We start from the raw sequence: 17,681 nt of genomic DNA, 5'->3' as shown, positions 1-17,681 counted from the left end.
GTATTCTAAGCAAATTTACTGACTAAATACTCCCTTCGCTCTCGCCTGTTGGCAGGAGATATAGCCATAATGTTTTCGCTTTCCATTCTTATCGAACGCAACATAAAAAGGCATCGTCTCTTCACCTTTCTTTAGCGTGTAGTTAATGCAAGTCCCATTGATTTCTGGAACACTTATCTCACTGTCTGGTTTTCCACCTGCCGCAATAACTGAATGTTTTGTCGCATCAGTCGCATAGGTCGCTTGCACCAGAGGATCATTATCAAATTTAATAAAACCGACACTACAGGCCGTTAAAAAAGGAACAATTAAAATAGGTGTATAGCGCATTGCATATCCTTGCAGAGAATATAATTACCTAAGAAACAAAATGACCAGGTCGATTTCTCTTGCCCGCCAAATTCCCTTCAAAAAGATTATAAGAGCGTAGCAGGAGGAAATACAATTACCGGTAATATAATCACTGTATTTAATAGTTCTTTGTTAATCGTTATGACCATTAAAGGTTGCGACAAAATTTTTCTCTCGTAAAGGGTCTTATAACCTTGGCCGCTCCATGCCAACAGCGGACATTGCTAACGAGATTTCACCCGCTTAACCACCGTTAAGCGGGGTTGTCTGTTTATGCCTGATGACGTTCTTCGCAGAAAGCCTCAGTCGTAAACCTTTTTACCCATCATTGATATCGTATACGGGCACTCTTTGAGATCTTTAGACACCGTTTTTAGACCTGTCGTGATATCGGTAATATCGATTTCATTCCCTTCTGTTCCGATCTCATAGGTGTGGCCTTTTTCTGCTTTAAAGAAAGAACTCCACGTCCTGCTCAGGTCAATTCCGTGCATGCTCTGCTCGAAGAACGTCCACCAGATTTTGTACTCTTCATTTGGCTTGATGGCATATTCGAGATAACCCCGTTTGGCATACCGGGCTGAAACGGGCGCAATACCAGGCACCGTTTTGGAGTAGCTAGACTTGATACCCGCCACGGCAACCGTGGCCGTCAGGCCGTAAGGCTTATCAAGCTTCACGCAATGGCCTGCTGGGATAATCTTCTGAATACGAAATGAGGTAGGTTGTCCGGAATTATCGACACGAATATAGGCCGCATCGCTGCCCTTATAGTCAGTCAGTTTGTCCGTCATATCTATAGAGCAACCGGAGAGAAGCAAACAGACAGATGTTGTCACTAACGCTCTGATATACATAAAAACTCCATTTTAATAATAATGGTAAAATACAGCTCATCCTAAAATGCATCACGCCGTCATAAACGCATCGAGATCGTCTGCATTTTTTATAATTTTTTCTTTTTCAACGCCGTACGCGCGTGCGAGGGTAATACTCGCCTCCAGCAGTTGGCGGTTATTGTCGACATTAAAGGCGGCAGCCGTCAGTTCGCCCAGTGCGACAAACTCTGACAATATGCGGTTCAGCACTTGCTGTTCGATGGCACTAAGCCGAAGGGCAAACGCGTCCATTTTGGCCTGTAGTGCCTGACGCGCCTTAGCATCAAGACTTTTGGCAACCGTAACCATAAACTTACCGGAAACTGAACCAATCAACGCGCCCAGCACCGGCACAGGGATCAGCGCCTGGCCCGCAGCGGCCATTGCACCAACAATGGCAGACTCGGCGCAGACTATAAGGCCAAGATCGGTGAACTCATCCAGATCGATGTCTCCCCGTTGGTACGAGGCCGCAAGGCTTGCCACGCCTTTGGTGGCTGTCACCAGGGCGCTGGCGAACGGGGCACCCATCGAGGCATAGTTCGTCAGGGTATAAATTGCCCCGGCGGATACACCACCAATGGTAGCGCCTTTCAGCGTGTCCAGCCCCACGTCCTGCCAGTCCTGCGCCGTAAAATCGCCGCAGAAAATATTCTTGCCGTCGCGGTATTTGCGGTAGATCCCGGTGCCGAGGGCAAAGGCACCGCCAAACGCGGCGCCCAGCCCCGCGGCGCGTAGCCCTTCATTCAGGGAAGGCTGATGGTCATCGATAATCTCGGTGCGTTTGGCCTCGTTATGTTCGGCTAATTCACTGTCGTGCTTATCCAGCGTCGAGTCGATTTTTCCCCACTGTACTTCGTCGTAATCAGACACGCCGGGGCGCACGACCTCAGCAAAAGGCCGTCCTGTTTCCCGTTCAATTTCAGCGACTTTGGCTTTTATCGCATCAATGGTGGTGGATCGCAGCCCATCGACCGGTTTCCCATCGAGAATGTCCTGAATCTCCTGCCAGGTGTCTTTCGGGATCTGGTAGAAAGATCCGTCCTTGCCGAACCTGGGGTAGGTATCCATATGTTCCAGGACCGCCTTCAGGTTGTTATGGGTGCCGTTGATGAATTTGGATTGAACGTCAACGCCGTCGATCCGGTAGTCTTCCGGGGCGAGGCGATGGACTCCTTCAAAAGTAGCGCGAAAAGCCGATTCATCCTGCAATCTCTCTTCAATCGCCTGATGCGAATTGCGTAAACCCACCTCTAGCTGTTCGGCAATTTCGCCATGTTTTGTGCCCATGCTGCCGAGAATATTGCCGGGAGAGGCGATGAAATCGCGCACTTTCTGCATCTGCTCACCGGCCAGGTCAAAGGCGATGTCCTGCCGGGTGAGCTGAAACAGCTCGTCGTTAATCCGCGCCTGGTTGAGCGCGTCCACCGCGCTGCCGATGAGCTGATCGCTAAAGGGGGTAGAGTTCTTCACGCTCTCCATCATTGGATCTTCTTGTTAATCAGTTTTGACAATGCATTGATATGGTTAATCAACGCGCTCAACTGCTCTTTTTGTCCAGCATTGAACTGGCTGTAATCACGCGGCGCGGTTTTTTCAAGAACGTCGACAATGCTCTCCGTGCCCTGATAATGCTCAGAGGTCAGATTTTTCAGCTCTTCTGTGCTGCTTTCAATGATGCGCAATTTGCTGATTTGGGAGCGGACTTCACGCTCTTCTTCCTGAGCCTGTTCGATGATTTTGCCGTTCTTACGGCGTGCCAGTAAAGTGCCGCCTGCAATACCCACTGCGCCAATTCCCCATCCGACCGGGCCGGCAAGAGCAAGCAAAGCACTGCCGGCTGACATACCGCCGCCACCCGCCGCGAGCGCACCGCCGCCGAGCCACGCCAGCGCGGCATTGGTTGCGGCTGCGCCACTTAAGGTCGCGATGGCAGTTCCCGTTGACGCGGTACCGAAGGTTGTTGCAATCGCCAGCGCGGCGGTTGGGGCGAACGCCGCCACACCAGCACCTACGGCGACGCCTGCCGCTGCAGTACCTTTACCAACGTGAGATGCGCGGTACTCCGCTTCCAGTTTTTCAACCACATCGTCGAACTCGGCAATCTCGGCTTTCAGCTCGCTCCAGGATTTGTCGAACTCTTTTGGCGAGTTAGCCAGCCGGTTAATGAAATGCTCACCACGGGCAATCAGGTCTTTACTGCACTTCTGGCGCAGCTCAAATAACCCGGTGATGGCATTCTGTGTGTCCTTGGCCTGCGACTCATAGCGTGTGGTGGCCCGAGAAAGACTCTCTAATGCTTCTTTTCTTTCAGATCCGCGTAACATGTATTATTCCTGCTGTGTGTATTCAAAAGATGGCCCGCTGCACTGTGATTCCATTTTTGCCAGCTGCTGAGAGAGCTTCTGGAGAAAATGGTGTTGCAGGCCGGCCGGGGAAATAATGGTGAGATGGGGTAACCAGTAGCGTAATAACGGGAATAACTGATTTTCGTGCGCCATCTCCGTTTGTACGATTACATCGCCGTTTGATTCATGGCGTATTATTTTCTGTGCGGGCAGCACATTGCGACGTTGGAAGTAATAACTCACCTCTGCTGCGATTTTTATCTGTACGGTCTGCTTATCGAGGGAAAACCACACATCGTCTTCTTCTGAGAAATATTTCGCGATGTGAGGATCGGGTGTGAAATGTTCAGAGGTTAGCGTTAACCAGCGAATTTTACTCAGCTGATAACCTTTAACGCAGCCTTTCTCAACCGCCCCGAGATACCACACGCCTTTGATATTCATAAGCTGATAAGGCGCAACGGTGCGCAGCGTTTCTTTATAGTGAAACGTACAGATGCTGTTCTGACGAATGGCTTTATCAAACAGGCTGAAATTATTTTCCAGAGCACGTTTAGCGTCAGGATCGCCCGGTAAAGCACGAATGCTCAGGGAAGTTAAATCAGGTTTAAGGATGTACTTACTGGCCGGAATAATCTCTTCCATTCCTAGAAGGCTGACAAGATTTTGCAGCTCTTTTAAGGTTTGCGGTTTGGCATACGCGGGGGCCAGTCTGTAGATACCGTTGCCGTCATGGAGAATACGATCGCCCAAACGATTAAGATCGCGATACAGGGTCCGTTCGCTGATTTTAAATTCATCCAGTAGTTTTTGGCGTGATACATAACCGTACTGATATAGCGCCGAAATGATGACGGTTATCCGTTGGACCATAACCTCATGCCCGCTCATGCATGTTCCCCTGACAATTTTTCCTCAATGCTACTCTTACCGACTGACAGGTCATGTCAGGAAGAAATAGGGCGCTAAATTACGTCTGATTATGTAGATATCGGCAAGAATGCCGTATTTCTTAAATAAAATTATCGTGGACGGTCAACACCTTGCTTTTAATACCCTTAGGATATCAGTGTCCATTCCTGACGGTCCCTACCGAACTTTGGGGTGTTGCGGAATTGTTAAACCTTCAGTAGGATCTTCGTTTTCGGAGAAGCACAATGTCAGTCACCGATGCCCTTCTGGCCTATACCCTTGCCGCCACGCTTTTGACGCTAACCCCCGGTCTCGACACCGCCTTGATCCTGCGAACCGCTGCGGCGGATGGCAGCAAAAAAGCCGTACACGTGGCGCTGGGTATCGATACAGGCTGTTTTATCTGGGGCGCGCTGGTGGCGTTTGGTCTGGGAGCGTTACTGGCTGTTTCTGACGTGGCCTACTCGCTGCTGAAATGGTGCGGTGCGGCCTATCTTTGCTGGCTGGGGCTTCAGCTGCTGCTTCGTCCGCGTCAGCAATTTACGCTCACCGCCGGGGAGAATGCGGGCAGCGGTAACGGCTTTATGCGCGGAATGCTCGGTAACGTGCTCAATCCGAAGATGGGCATTTTCTATGTCTCATTCCTTCCCCAGTTTATTCCCGCAGGACATTCGCCCTTTGCCTGGACCTTTTTGCTGGTATCCATTCATGTGTTGATAGGCACGCTCTGGTCATTAACCCTGATTATTGCCACGGGCTATGCGTCTCGCGTGCTAAAAAAGCCGGCCGTGGTGAAGTGGATGGACAGAACCACCGGCGTGGTGTTTTTGCTGTTTGCCGCCAAACTGGCGATGAGTAAACGATAGGAAAGAACGGCACCAAAGGAAGTCTGCCGAAGGGTTGGCAGGCTTCTGCGGCCGATCTTCCCATCGGCGACAAATCTCCCGCGGTGTTGCTATTCGGCATCCGTCATCTGAACAAACAAAAGCTCAGCAGGGGCATTTCAATACATTACAGTAAGTGTGGCCTTTCCCTTAAGCGGTTGGGTTGGAAAAGCCTAATGCGAACATGTTTACTGGAGCAAAGGAAAAATTAACCAGGGCATATAAGTAAAATCCAGGAACAAACAGACATTCACTCGCGCCAAATAATCTATCTTGTTGAAAATTATGTGATATTGATCCAGGGCAATGTCAACATTGGTAACTTAAGCTAAATTGTTATTCAAATTTGAACGAACCTATATCGGTATTATGTTTTTAAGAGCTTTACTGTTTTGCCTTCTGTCATTCTCCTGCTTTGCAAACGCCTTAAATTTCTCCTCTACCTTTTTACGCCTTAATTGCCCACAGCGGGGTCTGGTGGAAGTCATTCTTCACGCCTACGGTCACACGCAGGAAAGGTGGAAAGGAAACTTCGAAACGGGGGCCGGGCATAAACGCGCTGGTGATACCGAAATCATCCCTTTTGCGAATGGCGATACGCTTTTCCACTCAATATCCAGCGACTCATTTGGGTTTCAATACGCGGGCGAAGAGAAACTTTCCGTGTGCGCTAAAATTGATGAGCGCCCTGTTTATCCTTCATTTTAAAGGCATTCATCCATCCTGGCGCCTTGCTCGTTAAACCGGCACGAGAGGTGCATCGATAGCCAGCGGTCATCTTGCGTTTAAACGATGCGGGAGCCAGGATGTTTAGCGCTGTAATTACTGGCCTGTCAGGTTACTTTTGGGTTCAGTGTGCGTTCCAGAAGCTTCCAGCCCAACTCTTTGCCCATATGAAAGTTCTAACGTATTGCCGTCAGGGTCAGCGAAAAAGACAAAATACCCCACCGGATCACCAGCCTGAACCGGCTCTTTTCGCAGCACACCCTCTGCTCGCGCCATCGCCACTTTTTCATCGATCGCTTCGATACTTGAGCAAGCGACGCCAAGATGACCAAAACTTCCCAAAGGGGTATCAGTCACGACATCCGCCTGTACGAGAACCAGTGCAAATGGACGCGTTCGATCGCTGAGCCATGCCACTTGGCGTGCCTCTGGTACATCAGGCTCACGTCTGTGAACAACCTCCATTCCGGCGTAGCGGTGATAGAAATCAATACTCTCATCCAAATCCCTGACGACAAACGCCACGTGGGTAAATCCAACGTCCACCTGTTTCATAAACCGAGTCCTTCTGTCTGAGTTCCAGATAAGCATCTTAAAAGCTCAAGTAAACTTCAGGTCAAGCCGGAAAGTGCTGTCGATTTACGCCATAAAATTGTGTTCACGCAGTGCGTCAAGCCAGATTTGCTGGGGAGGGGAGATGAGCGGGGGGAGGTGAGTGAGGATGCGTTCCCGGCGCGAACCACGAATGAAACGGCATTACGGGTCCGCGCCGGGGCAGTGTGTCTAATACTGCTTAATGACCATCAGGATCACACCAGGCATTCATTAACTGCACCAGGATGTATTTTAGCCCCAGCACAATGAGCAGGGAGAACAGAACTGTCACCACAATAATAGTCATCAGAAACTCCATGTAATCAGTTTTCTTCCCCAAAATCTTAGATCGTATTTTTCATTTGTCACGGTCCTGCAATCATTTTCCTTCTCAGGGCGACCCGAAGTATCCATTCGGGGGCAGGAAAGGGTGGTGCGCTGATATTTGTTGTTCAATTTACGCTTCGTTTCAGGGGCAGAGGCTGATGACATCGTGTTATGGTCTTAATCGGGAGCGGTTCAGCGGTGTCTGGTTCGCGCGATGAGCGAACGGGCTGATAATGAGTCATGACGGGGAAAATGAATGATCAATGAATTGATTGCACTTTCTGCTATTGGTGTTGCTATTCTTTTTGGCGCAATGAGCCCGGGCGTCAGCTTTCTTCTTGTTGCCCGCACGGCGATGTCCAGTTCGAGACGTGTGGCGTTATCTGTGGCGGCAGGTCTCGGTTTTGGGGCGCTTATATTTGCTGTCATAGCGTTAGCGGGCCTTCACACTCTGCTGACTTTGGTCCCCTCACTTTACACAGCCCTTAAAGTTGCCGGCGGTTGTTATCTTTTATGGCTGGCGTTGAAAATTCTTCGTCGCCCTTCAAACCGCGTTATTGCTTCCACCGCGATAGATGAGGTCAGCGCCTCCAAAGCTTTTTTGACAGGCGTATTGACGCAAATCAGCAATCCTCATACTGCGCTGGTCTTTGCCAGTATTTTTTCTGCAGCCCTCAGCAAAAATATTCAACCTGCTATGTACATCATCCTGCCCTTAATGGCATTCGTTATTGATGTGCTGTGGTATGCGATTGTCGCGTGCTTATTATCATCTGACGGGCCGCGTCTGGCTTACATTAAATACCGTAAATTTATAGATAAACTCAGCGGCGGTGTTATGGCCTTTCTGGGATTACGCCTGCTGCTAAAGTGAGTCAGACGATTTTCAGTCAATGGATGCGAGGAATTTAGTTCTACTCCTCGCTTTCAGCAGAAATAGCAGCGATTCCTGCTGCCCATCTCGGATAAAGACGAATGCGAAAATATCATTACCATCAATCACTTGAATTGTCTTGGTGGTGCTGCAAGTCGTCACAGAGTTCTTGTAACTCATTGACCAGTCTTGCCACATGGAAACCGTCGCATACGGAGTGATGCACCTGAACGGCGAAAGGCAACAATACTTTGCCATCTTGTTCGAAGTATTTTCCAAGCGTGAACATAGGGGCAAAAAAGTTCTTCATATTAGCCACATTGACGTTAAAGCTGGTAAAAGTTACCCAGGGAATACCGGATATGAAAAATATATTTTCCCGCGACTCTTCCTTAGGCCAATAAGCAGTATTATTACTGTAGCGAGCCATGTCTTCTGAATATACTTTCTGGAAGTGATAAATATTGCCATCGTAATGACTCCATAATGATGAAAAGGTCTCTGTTTCATTATGGAAAATGGTATAGTTTGGATGAACTTCATCCCATACGACAAGCTCATTATCCTTCATCGCCATACGGAACTCCGGATGCCGATTTACGATTTTGGAAATGAGGAAAATCATCGTCGGATAAAATTTCCAGCCTGTCTCTTTAATATGTTTTAGCAACGCCGTAATGTCTAATTGAACAGTCTGATTAAATGTCGATTGGGCGAAGGTCTGAAATATTTCAAAATGCTCCCTCCTTGCCCAACGAGATAAATCAACAGACGTATAATGTGGCGTTGTACTTTTCATCTTTTAACCTTTGATTCGCATTTATAAATAAGATGTTAGCATAAGATTTTTCGTCTATGAATGATGATTATGAGTCCTAAAGCCTTTAGAGAACAAACGCATTTGCCACAGTCGTTCCTCCTTATACCGGAGTAAATAAAGGTGAAATATGTCAGAAGATCAGACCCGGTTGCGCAATCTTGTCGTGCTCTCCTGCCCGAAAAAATGACGCAGGATTTCCGCCAGGGGAGCAGCCTTGATCGTGTCAGGAGAGGGGGCGTGTCAGCCACTCCTGCGTGGACAGGTAACTGAATGCACCTGTCGTTCAGCCGGAACTGCCGTTGATGAATGCTTTGTTGCTAGCGAGTCAGAAGTCAGCCAGACATTTTTTTCTCAATATTGTGGAATTTTATCCAACAAACTGACAAACGTCAGGCTTGCATCAAAGCCCTCTCTCTTTACCACAACGCGGCCCTGGGCCTGCACCAATCGCTAAGCATTAATATTTGTGTGGGTTTATTTGCGCTAACCAAACACATAGATTATTGTTTGTACAGACATGGTTAAATTTAATGCACTTAAAATAACAGTATCAACCTTGATTAATCATCACTAAACAACTAAAATTTCATAACACATTGATTTTATGCATTAAATTATAATTTTCTTAATGCATTGTTATTCTCCAGACAGCATGTATAAATAGCATAATAACTAAATTATAATTCTTTTATATTTGACGGATGGGTAGATAAAATGAAGTTAATTGTCATGTTGTTCAGCTTAGTGATTGCGTCGCAGGCTATGGCGGGGGAGCTTCCCAAACCTACCGGGAAAGTCCTTTTAACCATGTCAGGTAATATCGAAAATACAAACGAAGAGGGCAAAGCCGTTTTTGATGTCGCCAGCCTTGAAAAGCTGGGTATGGTTAGTTTCCAGACCGCCTCTCCCTGGTACAATGGGCGCACAACTTTTACGGGTATTCCGCTGAAAAAACTCATGGATTACGTAGGCGCCAAAGGCTCTATCGTTAAGGTTACTGCACTTAATGACTACACCACCGTTATCCCTCTCAGTGACTTCCAAAAATACAATGTGATCCTTGCCTTAAAAATTAATGGCGAATACATGCGTGTTCGCGACAAAGGTCCGCTCTTCATCGTCTATCCCTATGACAGCGAACCTGAGCTGAATAATCAGGTGTTTTATTCAAGGTCAGCATGGCAGGTCAGCAAAATGAGCATTGAGTAGGATTTCAGAAGAACAACATGAACAGAATACTGGCTGCCATAATATTCTCTCTTTTTATATCTACAGGATATATCTCTTTTCTTGTGCATGAAAGACAGCAGGAATTGCAGAAACTGACGCACTACGCCAGTTCATGGTCTGCTGGACAGCTGGTCTCGGAGTATTATCGGTTCGAATCATGGCTCAGTCTTTATACTATTGATGAGTCGATGACACTCGACGATGTGCGCCTACACCTCGACATTATGCTCAGCCAGAGTGATTTATTAAAGCAGGGAGATTTAGGCCAGTATATAAATAGCAATGAATCACTTCATGAACTTGCTGTAAAACTCGATAATACCCTTAATTATCTGGATGCACATCTTGAGACAATGACCCGTCCAGAGCTTCAGAAATATCTACGGGTAATGTATTCGCTTGATGGACCATTAAGCCGCCTTTCATCCGGTGCGTTGAACAAAGATCTGAATCTGATTAACAACGCCAACAGTAAAATTCAAACGCTGTACTCTATTTATTCAGCGATTTCTGTTCTTTTGATAATACTGAGTGCGATACTGGGTGTGCTGATTTTTTATCAAAACAGAAATATTCTCAAAGCGCATATTCAGGTTAAGAGCCTTGCTGGAGAGCTTCAGGAATCTAAAGAAAAACTGCAAATCCAGAATACCAAGCTGGAGTATGACGTCTACCATGACCCGCTCACAGAGCTGAGTAACAGACTGTTTTTCTGGGATAATTTAAACAAAACCATCAGGCTTGCAGACGCTAATAAAAGCTCTGTGACCGTGATGTTGTTTGATTTAGACCGATTCAAAGAGGTCAATGACACCTATGGTCATGATGCCGGTGATATGTTATTGCGTCTGATCGCTCAGCGACTTATTTCGATGGGGCTTCCATCAGATATGCTTTATCGCTTAGGGGGCGATGAGTTTGCTTTCCTCACGAGCGACCTGGCAGAAAGTCAGGCTGTTTCGATGGCGCAGAAAATATGCGATTGTATTAACCAGCCCTATACAATTTATAGCGCGGTTATAAATATAACCACCTGTGTGGGCATTGTTAACTCAGATACTGAGCGCCGTTCCGACTATCTCTATAAATTTGCTGACCTGGCCCTTTATGAAGCCAAAAATGAAGGCGCTGGCAAAATTAAAGTCTTCCGCCAGCGCATGTTAGATAAGCTGCTGGAAAGCAGAACGCTTGAGCATGATATGGCGCAGGCTTTAGTGAATAAAGAATTCGTGGTTTATTATCAACCGATTGTGGATTCGTACAGTCGGGAAATTTACAGTTATGAAGCCCTTATTCGCTGGATGCATCCGCTAAAAGGTCTTTTATCGCCAGATACCTTTATTCCTGTTGCTGAAAAAACCGGAATGATTAGCGAGATGGGAAAATCCGTGCTTGAAATGGCCTGTCGGGAAGCGGCTTCCTGGGCTGTTCCGGTGAAAATTTCAGTAAACGTTTCTCCTGTCCAGCTCAGCAGCAAAACCTTTGCAGGAATAGTAATGTCTATCCTGAAAGAAACAGGGCTTGCGGCTGACCGTCTTGAGCTGGAAGTGACGGAGTCCTCCCTCTTTACGGATAACAATACGCCGCTGAATACGCTTAATAAGCTTAGAGCCCTGGGCGTGAAAATATCCATCGACGATTTTGGTACGGGCTATTCCTCTCTTTCCCGCCTGAGCCGACTTGCCTTTGATAAAATCAAAATAGACAAATCCTTTGTGAATTCGATATCCACACAGGGAGACGCCCTAAATATCATTAAACTCATCACCGGCATGGCGAAATCCCTCAGTATGAAAACGATTGCCGAGGGTGTTGAAACCCAGGAACAGCTGGAAAGTCTTCAGGCGCTGGGCTGCGATTTCGCACAAGGCTATCTGTTCAGTAAACCTCTGCCGTTTATCGCCGGAGAAATCAAAAACGGTGAATTCTCAAACGATCCTTCCACCCTGTTAAAGGCCCCGCATGGCTGAATAATCCCCATTGCGCGCGACCGTTCCTCGCGCTAAGCGGCCAGTCGCGTTCAACCGTTTTCCGCTGAGGCCAGTTCACTTTATACAACGGATGATTGTATTGAGCCCTCAATAATGAGGGCTCAATGCTTCCTCTTTCTGATGCACTCATGCAGATCGTTTTCCTTAAGGAATTGCCGGGCTAAATCAGTGGGGGAATGCACTGATTTTCCGGCTTATTTCAGGGCAAAAATCAGGCCGCATCTTCTGCAACGATGTCAATATTTCCCCCTTTCCATCAAACAAAAAGTCTACAAAACTAGACATCTGTCGAATTTTCATCTTAAAGTCCCCCTCCGGGCACTAGACAAAACCATCGTCCGGTTATCAAATGGTTAAATAATATTTCGCTGGATGTAAAGAAGTGGCCCTGAACCTGAAAGGCCAGCAAACAATCCAGCGTTGACGTGCAACACGACACACCTCTTCGGGAGAACTATGCAATCCACTGTTAATCAAAAAGAAAGCCGAACTTTCTTCGGCCATCCTTACCCGCTTGGCTCGCTCTTCTTTACGGAAATGTGGGAGCGCTTCTCGTTCTACGGCATTCGTCCGTTACTGATTCTGTTTATGGCCGCGACCGTTTATGACGGTGGGATGGGGCTGGCGCGCGAAAATGCGTCGGCGATCGTCGGGATCTTCGCAGGCAGCATGTATCTGGCCGCGCTGCCGGGGGGCTGGCTTGCGGATAACTGGCTCGGGCAGCAGCGCGCCGTCTGGTACGGCTCGATTCTGATTGCGCTCGGCCATCTCTCCATCGCGCTCTCGGCTTTCATGGGCAACAACCTGTTCTTTATCGGCCTGATGTTTATCGTCCTCGGTTCCGGTTTGTTCAAAACCTGTATCTCAGTGATGGTCGGGACGCTCTACAAGAAAGGCGATGCACGTCGTGACGGCGGTTTCTCGCTGTTCTACATGGGCATCAATATGGGTTCGTTTATCGCGCCGCTGATCTCCGGCTGGCTGATTAAAACCCACGGCTGGCACTGGGGCTTCGGCATCGGCGGTATCGGGATGCTGGTGGCGCTGGTGATCTTCCGCCTGTTTGCCGTTCCTTCGATGAAACGCTACGACAGCGAAGTCGGTCTGGACTCCACCTGGAACAGCCCGGTGTCAAAGAAAAACGGCGTCGGCGCCTGGCTGCTGGCACTGGCGGTGGGTGTGGCGATGATCGTCACGCTGATTGCCCAGGGCATCATTGTGATCAACCCAGTCGCGGTCGCCAGCATGCTGGTGTACGTGATTGCTATCTCGGTGGCGCTCTACTTTATCTGGCTGTTTGTCTTTGCCGGTCTTAACCGCAAAGAGCGTGCGCGCCTGCTGGTGTGTTTCATCCTGCTGGTTTCGGCGGCCTTCTTCTGGTCGGCGTTTGAGCAGAAACCGACCTCATTCAACCTGTTTGCGAACGACTACACCAACCGCATGATCGGCGATTTTGAAATCCCTGCCGTGTGGTTCCAGTCGATCAACGCCCTGTTTATCATCCTGCTGGCACCGGTCTTTAGCTGGGCCTGGCCGATGATGGCGCAAAAAGGTGTGCGTCCAAGCAGCATGACCAAGTTTGTTATCGGTATTCTGTGCGCAGCGGCGGGCTTTGGCCTGATGATGCTGGCGGCGCAGAACGTCCTCAGCAACGGCGGCGCGGGTGTCTCTCCGATGTGGCTGGTGGGCAGTATTCTGATGCTGACCCTCGGCGAACTGTGCCTTAGCCCGATTGGTCTGGCGACCATGACCCTGCTGGCTCCGGAAAGAATGCGCGGGCAAATGATGGGCCTGTGGTTCTGCGCCAGCGCCCTGGGTAACCTCGCGGCGGGCCTGATCGGTGGTCACGTGAAAGCCGATCAGCTGGATATGCTGCCGGATCTCTTCGCGCGCTGCTCCATCGCATTGCTGATTTGTGCTGCGGTCCTGGCGGTGCTGATTGTGCCGGTGCGTCGGATGCTGGAAAACGCGCAGACCAAAACAGAGTCAAAACCGGTGACCAACGCCTGATAAGCCATGAATTGAGTTCCAACAAACCGGCGCATCTGCGCCGGTTTTTTTGTTTTCAGCCCGCCGGGTAAGGTATAAACGTTCCAGAAACTTCTGCACACGAGACTCACGATGTCTGATGCCGCTGCCAAACATATCCTGACTATCTACGACACCCATGCCGATGCATTTGCGCGGTTACGTTCGCGTCATCTGGTGGAAAAAGGCTGGCTCGATAAGTTTACCCGGCTGATCGGCGGCAAGGGGGCGATTCTGGATATCGGCTGCGGCAACGGGGTGCCGATAGCGGAACATTTTATCCGCCAGGGGTATCGGCTGACGGGCGTTGATGGCGCGCCCGGCATGCTGGCGCGGGCGCAACAGGCGTTTCCCGATCAGCGCTGGCTGCATCTGGATATGCGCCAGATGGCGCTCAATGAAACCTTCGATGGGCTGCTCGCCTGGGACAGTTTTTTCCATCTGTCGCCTGACGATCAGCGCCAGATGTTCCCCATTTTTGCCCGCCACAGCCGCCCTGGCAGCGTGCTGATGTTCACCAGCGGTACGGACAACGGGATCGCCATGGGGGAATTTGAAGGGGAGCCGCTGTATCACGCCAGCCTGTCGCCCGACGAATACCGGCAACGGCTGGCGGATAACGGTTTTGCGGTGATTGAGGTGATGTTTGAGGATCCGGCGTGCGGCGGTCACTCGGTCTGGTTGTGCCAGGCTCGGTGAGGCTCACCCCGCCTCCAGCATCCCAAAGCTCACAATCCGCGATCTCCCCAGCTCTTTGGCGCGATACAGCGCCACGTCTGCCGCACGCAGCAGGTTGTCGCTCTGGGCGTGTTGCGGATAGCTGGCGATGCCGATCGACACATCGACCGGGCCAATCTCCGCCAGACCGTAGCGCAGCGCCAGGGCGCGCACGCCTTCGTAAATCTCCGTGGCGCAGGCGTGAGCACCTTCTTCGCCCGTGTCCGTCAGCAGCGCCAGAAACTCTTCGCCGCCGTAGCGGAAGGCGATGCCGTTGTCATGCACCGCACGCTGCACAATAGCCGCCACGCTTTTAATCACCTGATCGCCTGCCTCGTGGCCAAAGCGATCGTTAATACTTTTGAAGTGATCGATGTCGATCATCAGGCAGCTCAACGGCTCGTTGTTGCGCATTGCCTGGCTCATCAGCGTCTGCATTTTATCTTCGAGGTGATGGCGGTTACGCAGGCCAGTTAAGGGATCGTAGAGCGCTTTTTCCAGCAGGGCGTCGCGCAGACGCTGGTTGGCGAGCGCCAGCCCGAGCGCTTCGGCCATCAGCTCAAGATAGGCGCGGGACGGGGCGGTTTCCGGAGTGATGTTCTGGAACGAGAGCAAACCGATGGCCTCGCCCTGAGCGATCAGCGGCACGCAAAGCGACCGATCCGCCGCCGATTCCGGCAGGTGATAGCAGGCGATATCTGGCTCACCGTTGACCGGCGGATGGCTCTGCCCGCGACGCACGGCCCAGCAATCATCAGGATGGAAGGGGGGATGTTTCTCCTCAGACGTCAGCCACTGGGCGACACAGCGCATCTGCCACGGATCGCGATCGAGGATATACAGCTGCCCGCTAATGCCCGGCGCGATATTCGGCGCAAACAGCTGGGCGACGTTAATCACGTCGGTGAAATTCTCACAGCCCTGCAGCCGCTGCGTCATACGCGCCAGCAATTCACGAATTGCCCAGTCCGCGTCGCGCTCTTTTTCCAGCTGCTGCCGCACCAGGCCGTTCTCGCGGAAAATGCGGATCGCCTGGGCCATATCGCCGATCTCATCGATCTGGCTAAAGTTAGGCGTCTCCACCGCGTAATCCTGCGACGCGAGGCGATGCACGACATCGCTCAGACGCACCACCGGGCGCAGCACGCGGCGTTTTAAAATAAAGCCCATCACAAACAAAAAGAGTAGGGCGGTCAGGCCGACCATCACTTCTGACAGGGTGCGCAGAATGCGGGACTTTTTTGTCGCCTCTTCCACGGCGTTGTGGGCGCGGCGATCCAGCATCAGGCGGAAATGGTCGATCTGATTCTGCACCCGCTCCAGCTCCTGCTCGTAGGGCTTACTGTAGAGCAGAATCACGGCCTGTCTCTCATCACCGCGCGCCATGCTGGCGAGCGCCGCCTGCTGCTCATCCTGCAACTCATCGACCACCTGTAACCCTTCATGCAGCAGCGCCAGCTCTTCGCCGGTCGCGCCGTTATCTTTGAGTCGGGAGAGCCGGTGCTCAATGGGCTTACGGGACTGATCTTTTTGCTGATAGTCCTTCAGGGCATCGGGATCTTTATTGATGACATACAGGCGTGCCAAATCCGACAGCGCCCAGGCATCCGTTTCGACCTCTTCGGTCAGCTGATCAAATATCTGGCGCTGTTCAACGGCCTGTCGCTCGGCGTTATCGGCATTTGAGGCCAGCAGCATGACCACGCCGGAAGCGAGAGTCAGACACACCGTGACGCCGTAGGCCCAGTTGGTTATGGTGGCAATTCGCACCTGTTGGATCCTTTTCAGCCGTTAGTGGGATAGCGTTCTTGAAATTATAGGAAACGCCTGATTTGGCGTGACAAAAAAATGGCGGCCCGTGGCCGCCAGTCTGTTATTTATCGTCACGCTTTCACAAATCGGGAGGATTTTTCCCCTCTTCGATGAACGCCTCGTCGATTTCGTCGACGTTCCCCGCGTGGTCGCGCCCGGAGAGCAAATTCCAGCAGGCGATAAACAGCGCGGCGACCAGCGGCCCGATGACAAATCCGTTGATGCCGTAAATCTCCATCCCGCCCAGGGTAGAGATCAGGATTAAATAGTCCGGCATTTTGGTGTCTTTTCCGACCAGCAGCGGACGCAGGATGTTATCCACCAGCCCGACGATGATCACGAAGAAGCCGACGATAAAGAACCCCTGCCACAGCTGCTGCGTGGCGAACAGGAAGATGGCGGCGGGCACCCAGATAATGGCCGAGCCGACGGCTGGAATGAGGGAGAGGAAGGCCATCAGCGCGCCCCACAGGACGCTGCCGTCGATACCGGCAATGTAAAAGGCGATCCCGCCCAGAATCCCCTGAACTACGGCCACCACGGCGGTGCCTTTAACGGTGGCACGCGAGACGGCGGCGAATTTGGCGAACAGATGCTGTTTAACAAAATCGGACAGCGGCAGCGAATCGAGGATCTGGCGCACCAGATAAGGCCCGTCTTTGAGCAGGAAAAACAGCAAATAGATCATCACACCAAAGCTAATCGCAAAGCCAAACGTCCCTTTGCCGATTAAGAAGGCACTGCCCGCGAGATATTGACCGCCCTTCAGCGCCACATCCGACAGCTTTTGCTGGATCTGACTGGCGTTATCCAGGTTGTGTTCGACGAGGAAGTTCCGCGCCCAGTCCGGCAGGTGTGAAAACAGGCTCGCCACCACCTCCGGAAACTGCGGATTGGTGTGCTGGAGCTTGGTGTAAACCACGTTCAGCTCGATGGCCAGCGACGACAGGATCACGATCAGCGGCGTAAAGACGATCAGGCAGATCACCAGCAGCGTCAGCAGCGACGCCACGCCGTTACGTTCACCCACCCATCCGCGCAGTTTGTTTTTCACCGGATGGAAAATGACCGCCAGGATTGACGCCCATAACACGGCGGAAAAGTAGGGTGCGAGAATATCGAAGAACGCCACTGAAACAATGGCGAGAATAAGAATGAAAAAACCTTTAGTCAGTCCGTTAAAGCGCAT

Annotated in this window: 16 protein-coding genes; 6 read left to right on the top strand and 10 right to left on the bottom strand. The window is 50.7% G+C overall.

The window, feature by feature from the left end; genetic code table 11:
- Positions 1-15: 15 nt before the first annotated feature.
- The 5 genes from F153LOC_RS06775 to F153LOC_RS06755 all read right to left on the bottom strand — a co-directional run bounded on the left by F153LOC_RS06775 (position 16) and on the right by F153LOC_RS06755 (position 4,468).
- Complete coding sequence (locus F153LOC_RS06775) at positions 16-330, bottom strand: hypothetical protein (RefSeq protein ID WP_102104361.1); 315 nt, start codon at positions 328-330, stop codon at positions 16-18.
- A gap of 323 nt (positions 331-653) precedes the next feature.
- Positions 654-1,145 (bottom strand): hypothetical protein, encoded by a 492-nt coding sequence (locus F153LOC_RS06770; protein WP_146003458.1) that lies wholly within the window; start codon positions 1,143-1,145, stop codon positions 654-656.
- A 114-nt stretch (positions 1,146-1,259) separates the two neighbouring features.
- A complete protein-coding gene (locus tag F153LOC_RS06765) occupies positions 1,260-2,711 on the bottom strand; it encodes a hypothetical protein (protein ID WP_102104417.1) in 1,452 nt (483 codons plus the stop codon).
- On the bottom strand, positions 2,711-3,556 hold the full coding sequence (locus F153LOC_RS06760) for a hypothetical protein (protein WP_102104359.1): 846 nt from the start codon (positions 3,554-3,556) through the stop codon (positions 2,711-2,713). Before F153LOC_RS06760 ends, F153LOC_RS06765 begins: the two co-directional genes overlap by 1 nt.
- 3 nt (positions 3,557-3,559) lie before the next feature.
- Entirely contained in the window at positions 3,560-4,468 is a 909-nt protein-coding gene (locus tag F153LOC_RS06755; protein WP_102104358.1) for a YafY family protein, read from the bottom strand.
- 266 nt (positions 4,469-4,734) lie between these two features.
- On the opposite strand from F153LOC_RS06755, the gene F153LOC_RS06750 reads away from it, so the two are divergent.
- A complete protein-coding gene (locus F153LOC_RS06750) occupies positions 4,735-5,355 on the top strand; it encodes a LysE family translocator (protein WP_102104357.1) in 621 nt (206 codons plus the stop codon).
- Positions 5,356-5,820: 465 nt separating this feature from the next.
- Here the strand turns inward: F153LOC_RS06750 and F153LOC_RS21595 are convergent, their stop codons facing one another.
- Complete coding sequence (locus F153LOC_RS21595) at positions 5,821-5,982, bottom strand: hypothetical protein (RefSeq protein ID WP_158238457.1); 162 nt, start codon at positions 5,980-5,982, stop codon at positions 5,821-5,823.
- Between the two features lie 213 nt (positions 5,983-6,195).
- Positions 6,196-6,654: a VOC family protein gene (locus tag F153LOC_RS06740; protein ID WP_102104356.1), complete on the bottom strand. Its 459-nt coding sequence runs from the start codon at positions 6,652-6,654 to the stop codon at positions 6,196-6,198.
- Between the two features lie 622 nt (positions 6,655-7,276).
- Here F153LOC_RS06740 and F153LOC_RS06735 point away from each other — a divergent pair.
- Positions 7,277-7,894, top strand: coding sequence for a LysE family translocator (locus tag F153LOC_RS06735; protein WP_102104355.1), 618 nt, complete (start codon positions 7,277-7,279; stop codon positions 7,892-7,894).
- Between the two features lie 121 nt (positions 7,895-8,015).
- Here F153LOC_RS06735 and catA read toward each other — a convergent pair whose 3' ends face one another.
- Entirely contained in the window at positions 8,016-8,693 is a 678-nt protein-coding gene (gene catA / locus F153LOC_RS06730) for a type A chloramphenicol O-acetyltransferase (protein ID WP_102104354.1), read from the bottom strand.
- 735 nt (positions 8,694-9,428) lie between these two features.
- Between catA and F153LOC_RS06725 the strand changes: the two genes are divergently transcribed.
- From F153LOC_RS06725 to F153LOC_RS06710, 4 genes are all read left to right on the top strand, one after another.
- The gene (locus F153LOC_RS06725; protein WP_100777496.1) at positions 9,429-9,923 is read left to right on the top strand and encodes a molybdopterin-dependent oxidoreductase; all 495 of its coding nucleotides are present in this window, start codon (positions 9,429-9,431) and stop codon (positions 9,921-9,923) included.
- Positions 9,924-9,940: 17 nt separating this feature from the next.
- The gene (locus tag F153LOC_RS06720) at positions 9,941-11,914 is read left to right on the top strand and encodes a bifunctional diguanylate cyclase/phosphodiesterase (protein ID WP_102104353.1); all 1,974 of its coding nucleotides are present in this window, start codon (positions 9,941-9,943) and stop codon (positions 11,912-11,914) included.
- A 477-nt stretch (positions 11,915-12,391) separates the two neighbouring features.
- Complete coding sequence (locus F153LOC_RS06715; RefSeq protein WP_102104352.1) at positions 12,392-13,945, top strand: peptide MFS transporter; 1,554 nt, start codon at positions 12,392-12,394, stop codon at positions 13,943-13,945.
- 111 nt (positions 13,946-14,056) lie between these two features.
- Positions 14,057-14,662 carry a class I SAM-dependent methyltransferase gene (locus F153LOC_RS06710; protein WP_102104351.1) on the top strand — a complete coding sequence of 202 codons (606 nt, stop codon included), beginning with the start codon at positions 14,057-14,059 and terminating at the stop codon, positions 14,660-14,662.
- 3 nt (positions 14,663-14,665) lie between these two features.
- Here F153LOC_RS06710 and F153LOC_RS06705 read toward each other — a convergent pair whose 3' ends face one another.
- Positions 14,666-16,450 (bottom strand): diguanylate cyclase, encoded by a 1,785-nt coding sequence (locus tag F153LOC_RS06705; RefSeq protein WP_102104350.1) that lies wholly within the window; start codon positions 16,448-16,450, stop codon positions 14,666-14,668.
- 121 nt (positions 16,451-16,571) lie between these two features.
- Positions 16,572-17,681 carry an AI-2E family transporter gene (locus F153LOC_RS06700; RefSeq protein ID WP_100777491.1) on the bottom strand — a complete coding sequence of 370 codons (1,110 nt, stop codon included), beginning with the start codon at positions 17,679-17,681 and terminating at the stop codon, positions 16,572-16,574.

This window comes from Lelliottia sp. F153 (assembly GCF_002870005.1).
Lineage (GTDB): Bacteria > Pseudomonadota > Gammaproteobacteria > Enterobacterales > Enterobacteriaceae > Enterobacter > Enterobacter nimipressuralis.
The sequence above is the reverse complement of the archived record's forward strand: the minus strand, read 5'-3'. Positions and strand labels throughout refer to the sequence as shown.

What these genes read in the sequence shown, in the direction of transcription:
- F153LOC_RS06775 (WP_102104361.1), bottom strand. Translation starts at nt 330, where the DNA reads ATGCGCTATACACCTATTTTAATTGTTCCTTTTTTAACGGCCTGTAGT.
- F153LOC_RS06770 (WP_146003458.1), bottom strand. Translation starts at nt 1,145, where the DNA reads ATGACGGACAAACTGACTGACTATAAGGGCAGCGATGCGGCCTATATT.
- F153LOC_RS06765 (WP_102104417.1), bottom strand. Translation starts at nt 2,711, where the DNA reads ATGGAGAGCGTGAAGAACTCTACCCCCTTTAGCGATCAGCTCATCGGC.
- F153LOC_RS06760 (WP_102104359.1), bottom strand. Translation starts at nt 3,556, where the DNA reads ATGTTACGCGGATCTGAAAGAAAAGAAGCATTAGAGAGTCTTTCTCGG.
- F153LOC_RS06755 (WP_102104358.1), bottom strand. Translation starts at nt 4,468, where the DNA reads ATGAGCGGGCATGAGGTTATGGTCCAACGGATAACCGTCATCATTTCG.
- F153LOC_RS06750 (WP_102104357.1), top strand. Translation starts at nt 4,735, where the DNA reads ATGTCAGTCACCGATGCCCTTCTGGCCTATACCCTTGCCGCCACGCTT.
- F153LOC_RS06740 (WP_102104356.1), bottom strand. Translation starts at nt 6,654, where the DNA reads ATGAAACAGGTGGACGTTGGATTTACCCACGTGGCGTTTGTCGTCAGG.
- F153LOC_RS06735 (WP_102104355.1), top strand. Translation starts at nt 7,277, where the DNA reads ATGATCAATGAATTGATTGCACTTTCTGCTATTGGTGTTGCTATTCTT.
- catA (WP_102104354.1), bottom strand. Translation starts at nt 8,693, where the DNA reads ATGAAAAGTACAACGCCACATTATACGTCTGTTGATTTATCTCGTTGG.
- F153LOC_RS06725 (WP_100777496.1), top strand. Translation starts at nt 9,429, where the DNA reads ATGAAGTTAATTGTCATGTTGTTCAGCTTAGTGATTGCGTCGCAGGCT.
- F153LOC_RS06720 (WP_102104353.1), top strand. Translation starts at nt 9,941, where the DNA reads ATGAACAGAATACTGGCTGCCATAATATTCTCTCTTTTTATATCTACA.
- F153LOC_RS06715 (WP_102104352.1), top strand. Translation starts at nt 12,392, where the DNA reads ATGCAATCCACTGTTAATCAAAAAGAAAGCCGAACTTTCTTCGGCCAT.
- F153LOC_RS06710 (WP_102104351.1), top strand. Translation starts at nt 14,057, where the DNA reads ATGTCTGATGCCGCTGCCAAACATATCCTGACTATCTACGACACCCAT.
- F153LOC_RS06700 (WP_100777491.1), bottom strand. Translation starts at nt 17,681, where the DNA reads ATGCGCTTTAACGGACTGACTAAAGGTTTTTTCATTCTTATTCTCGCC.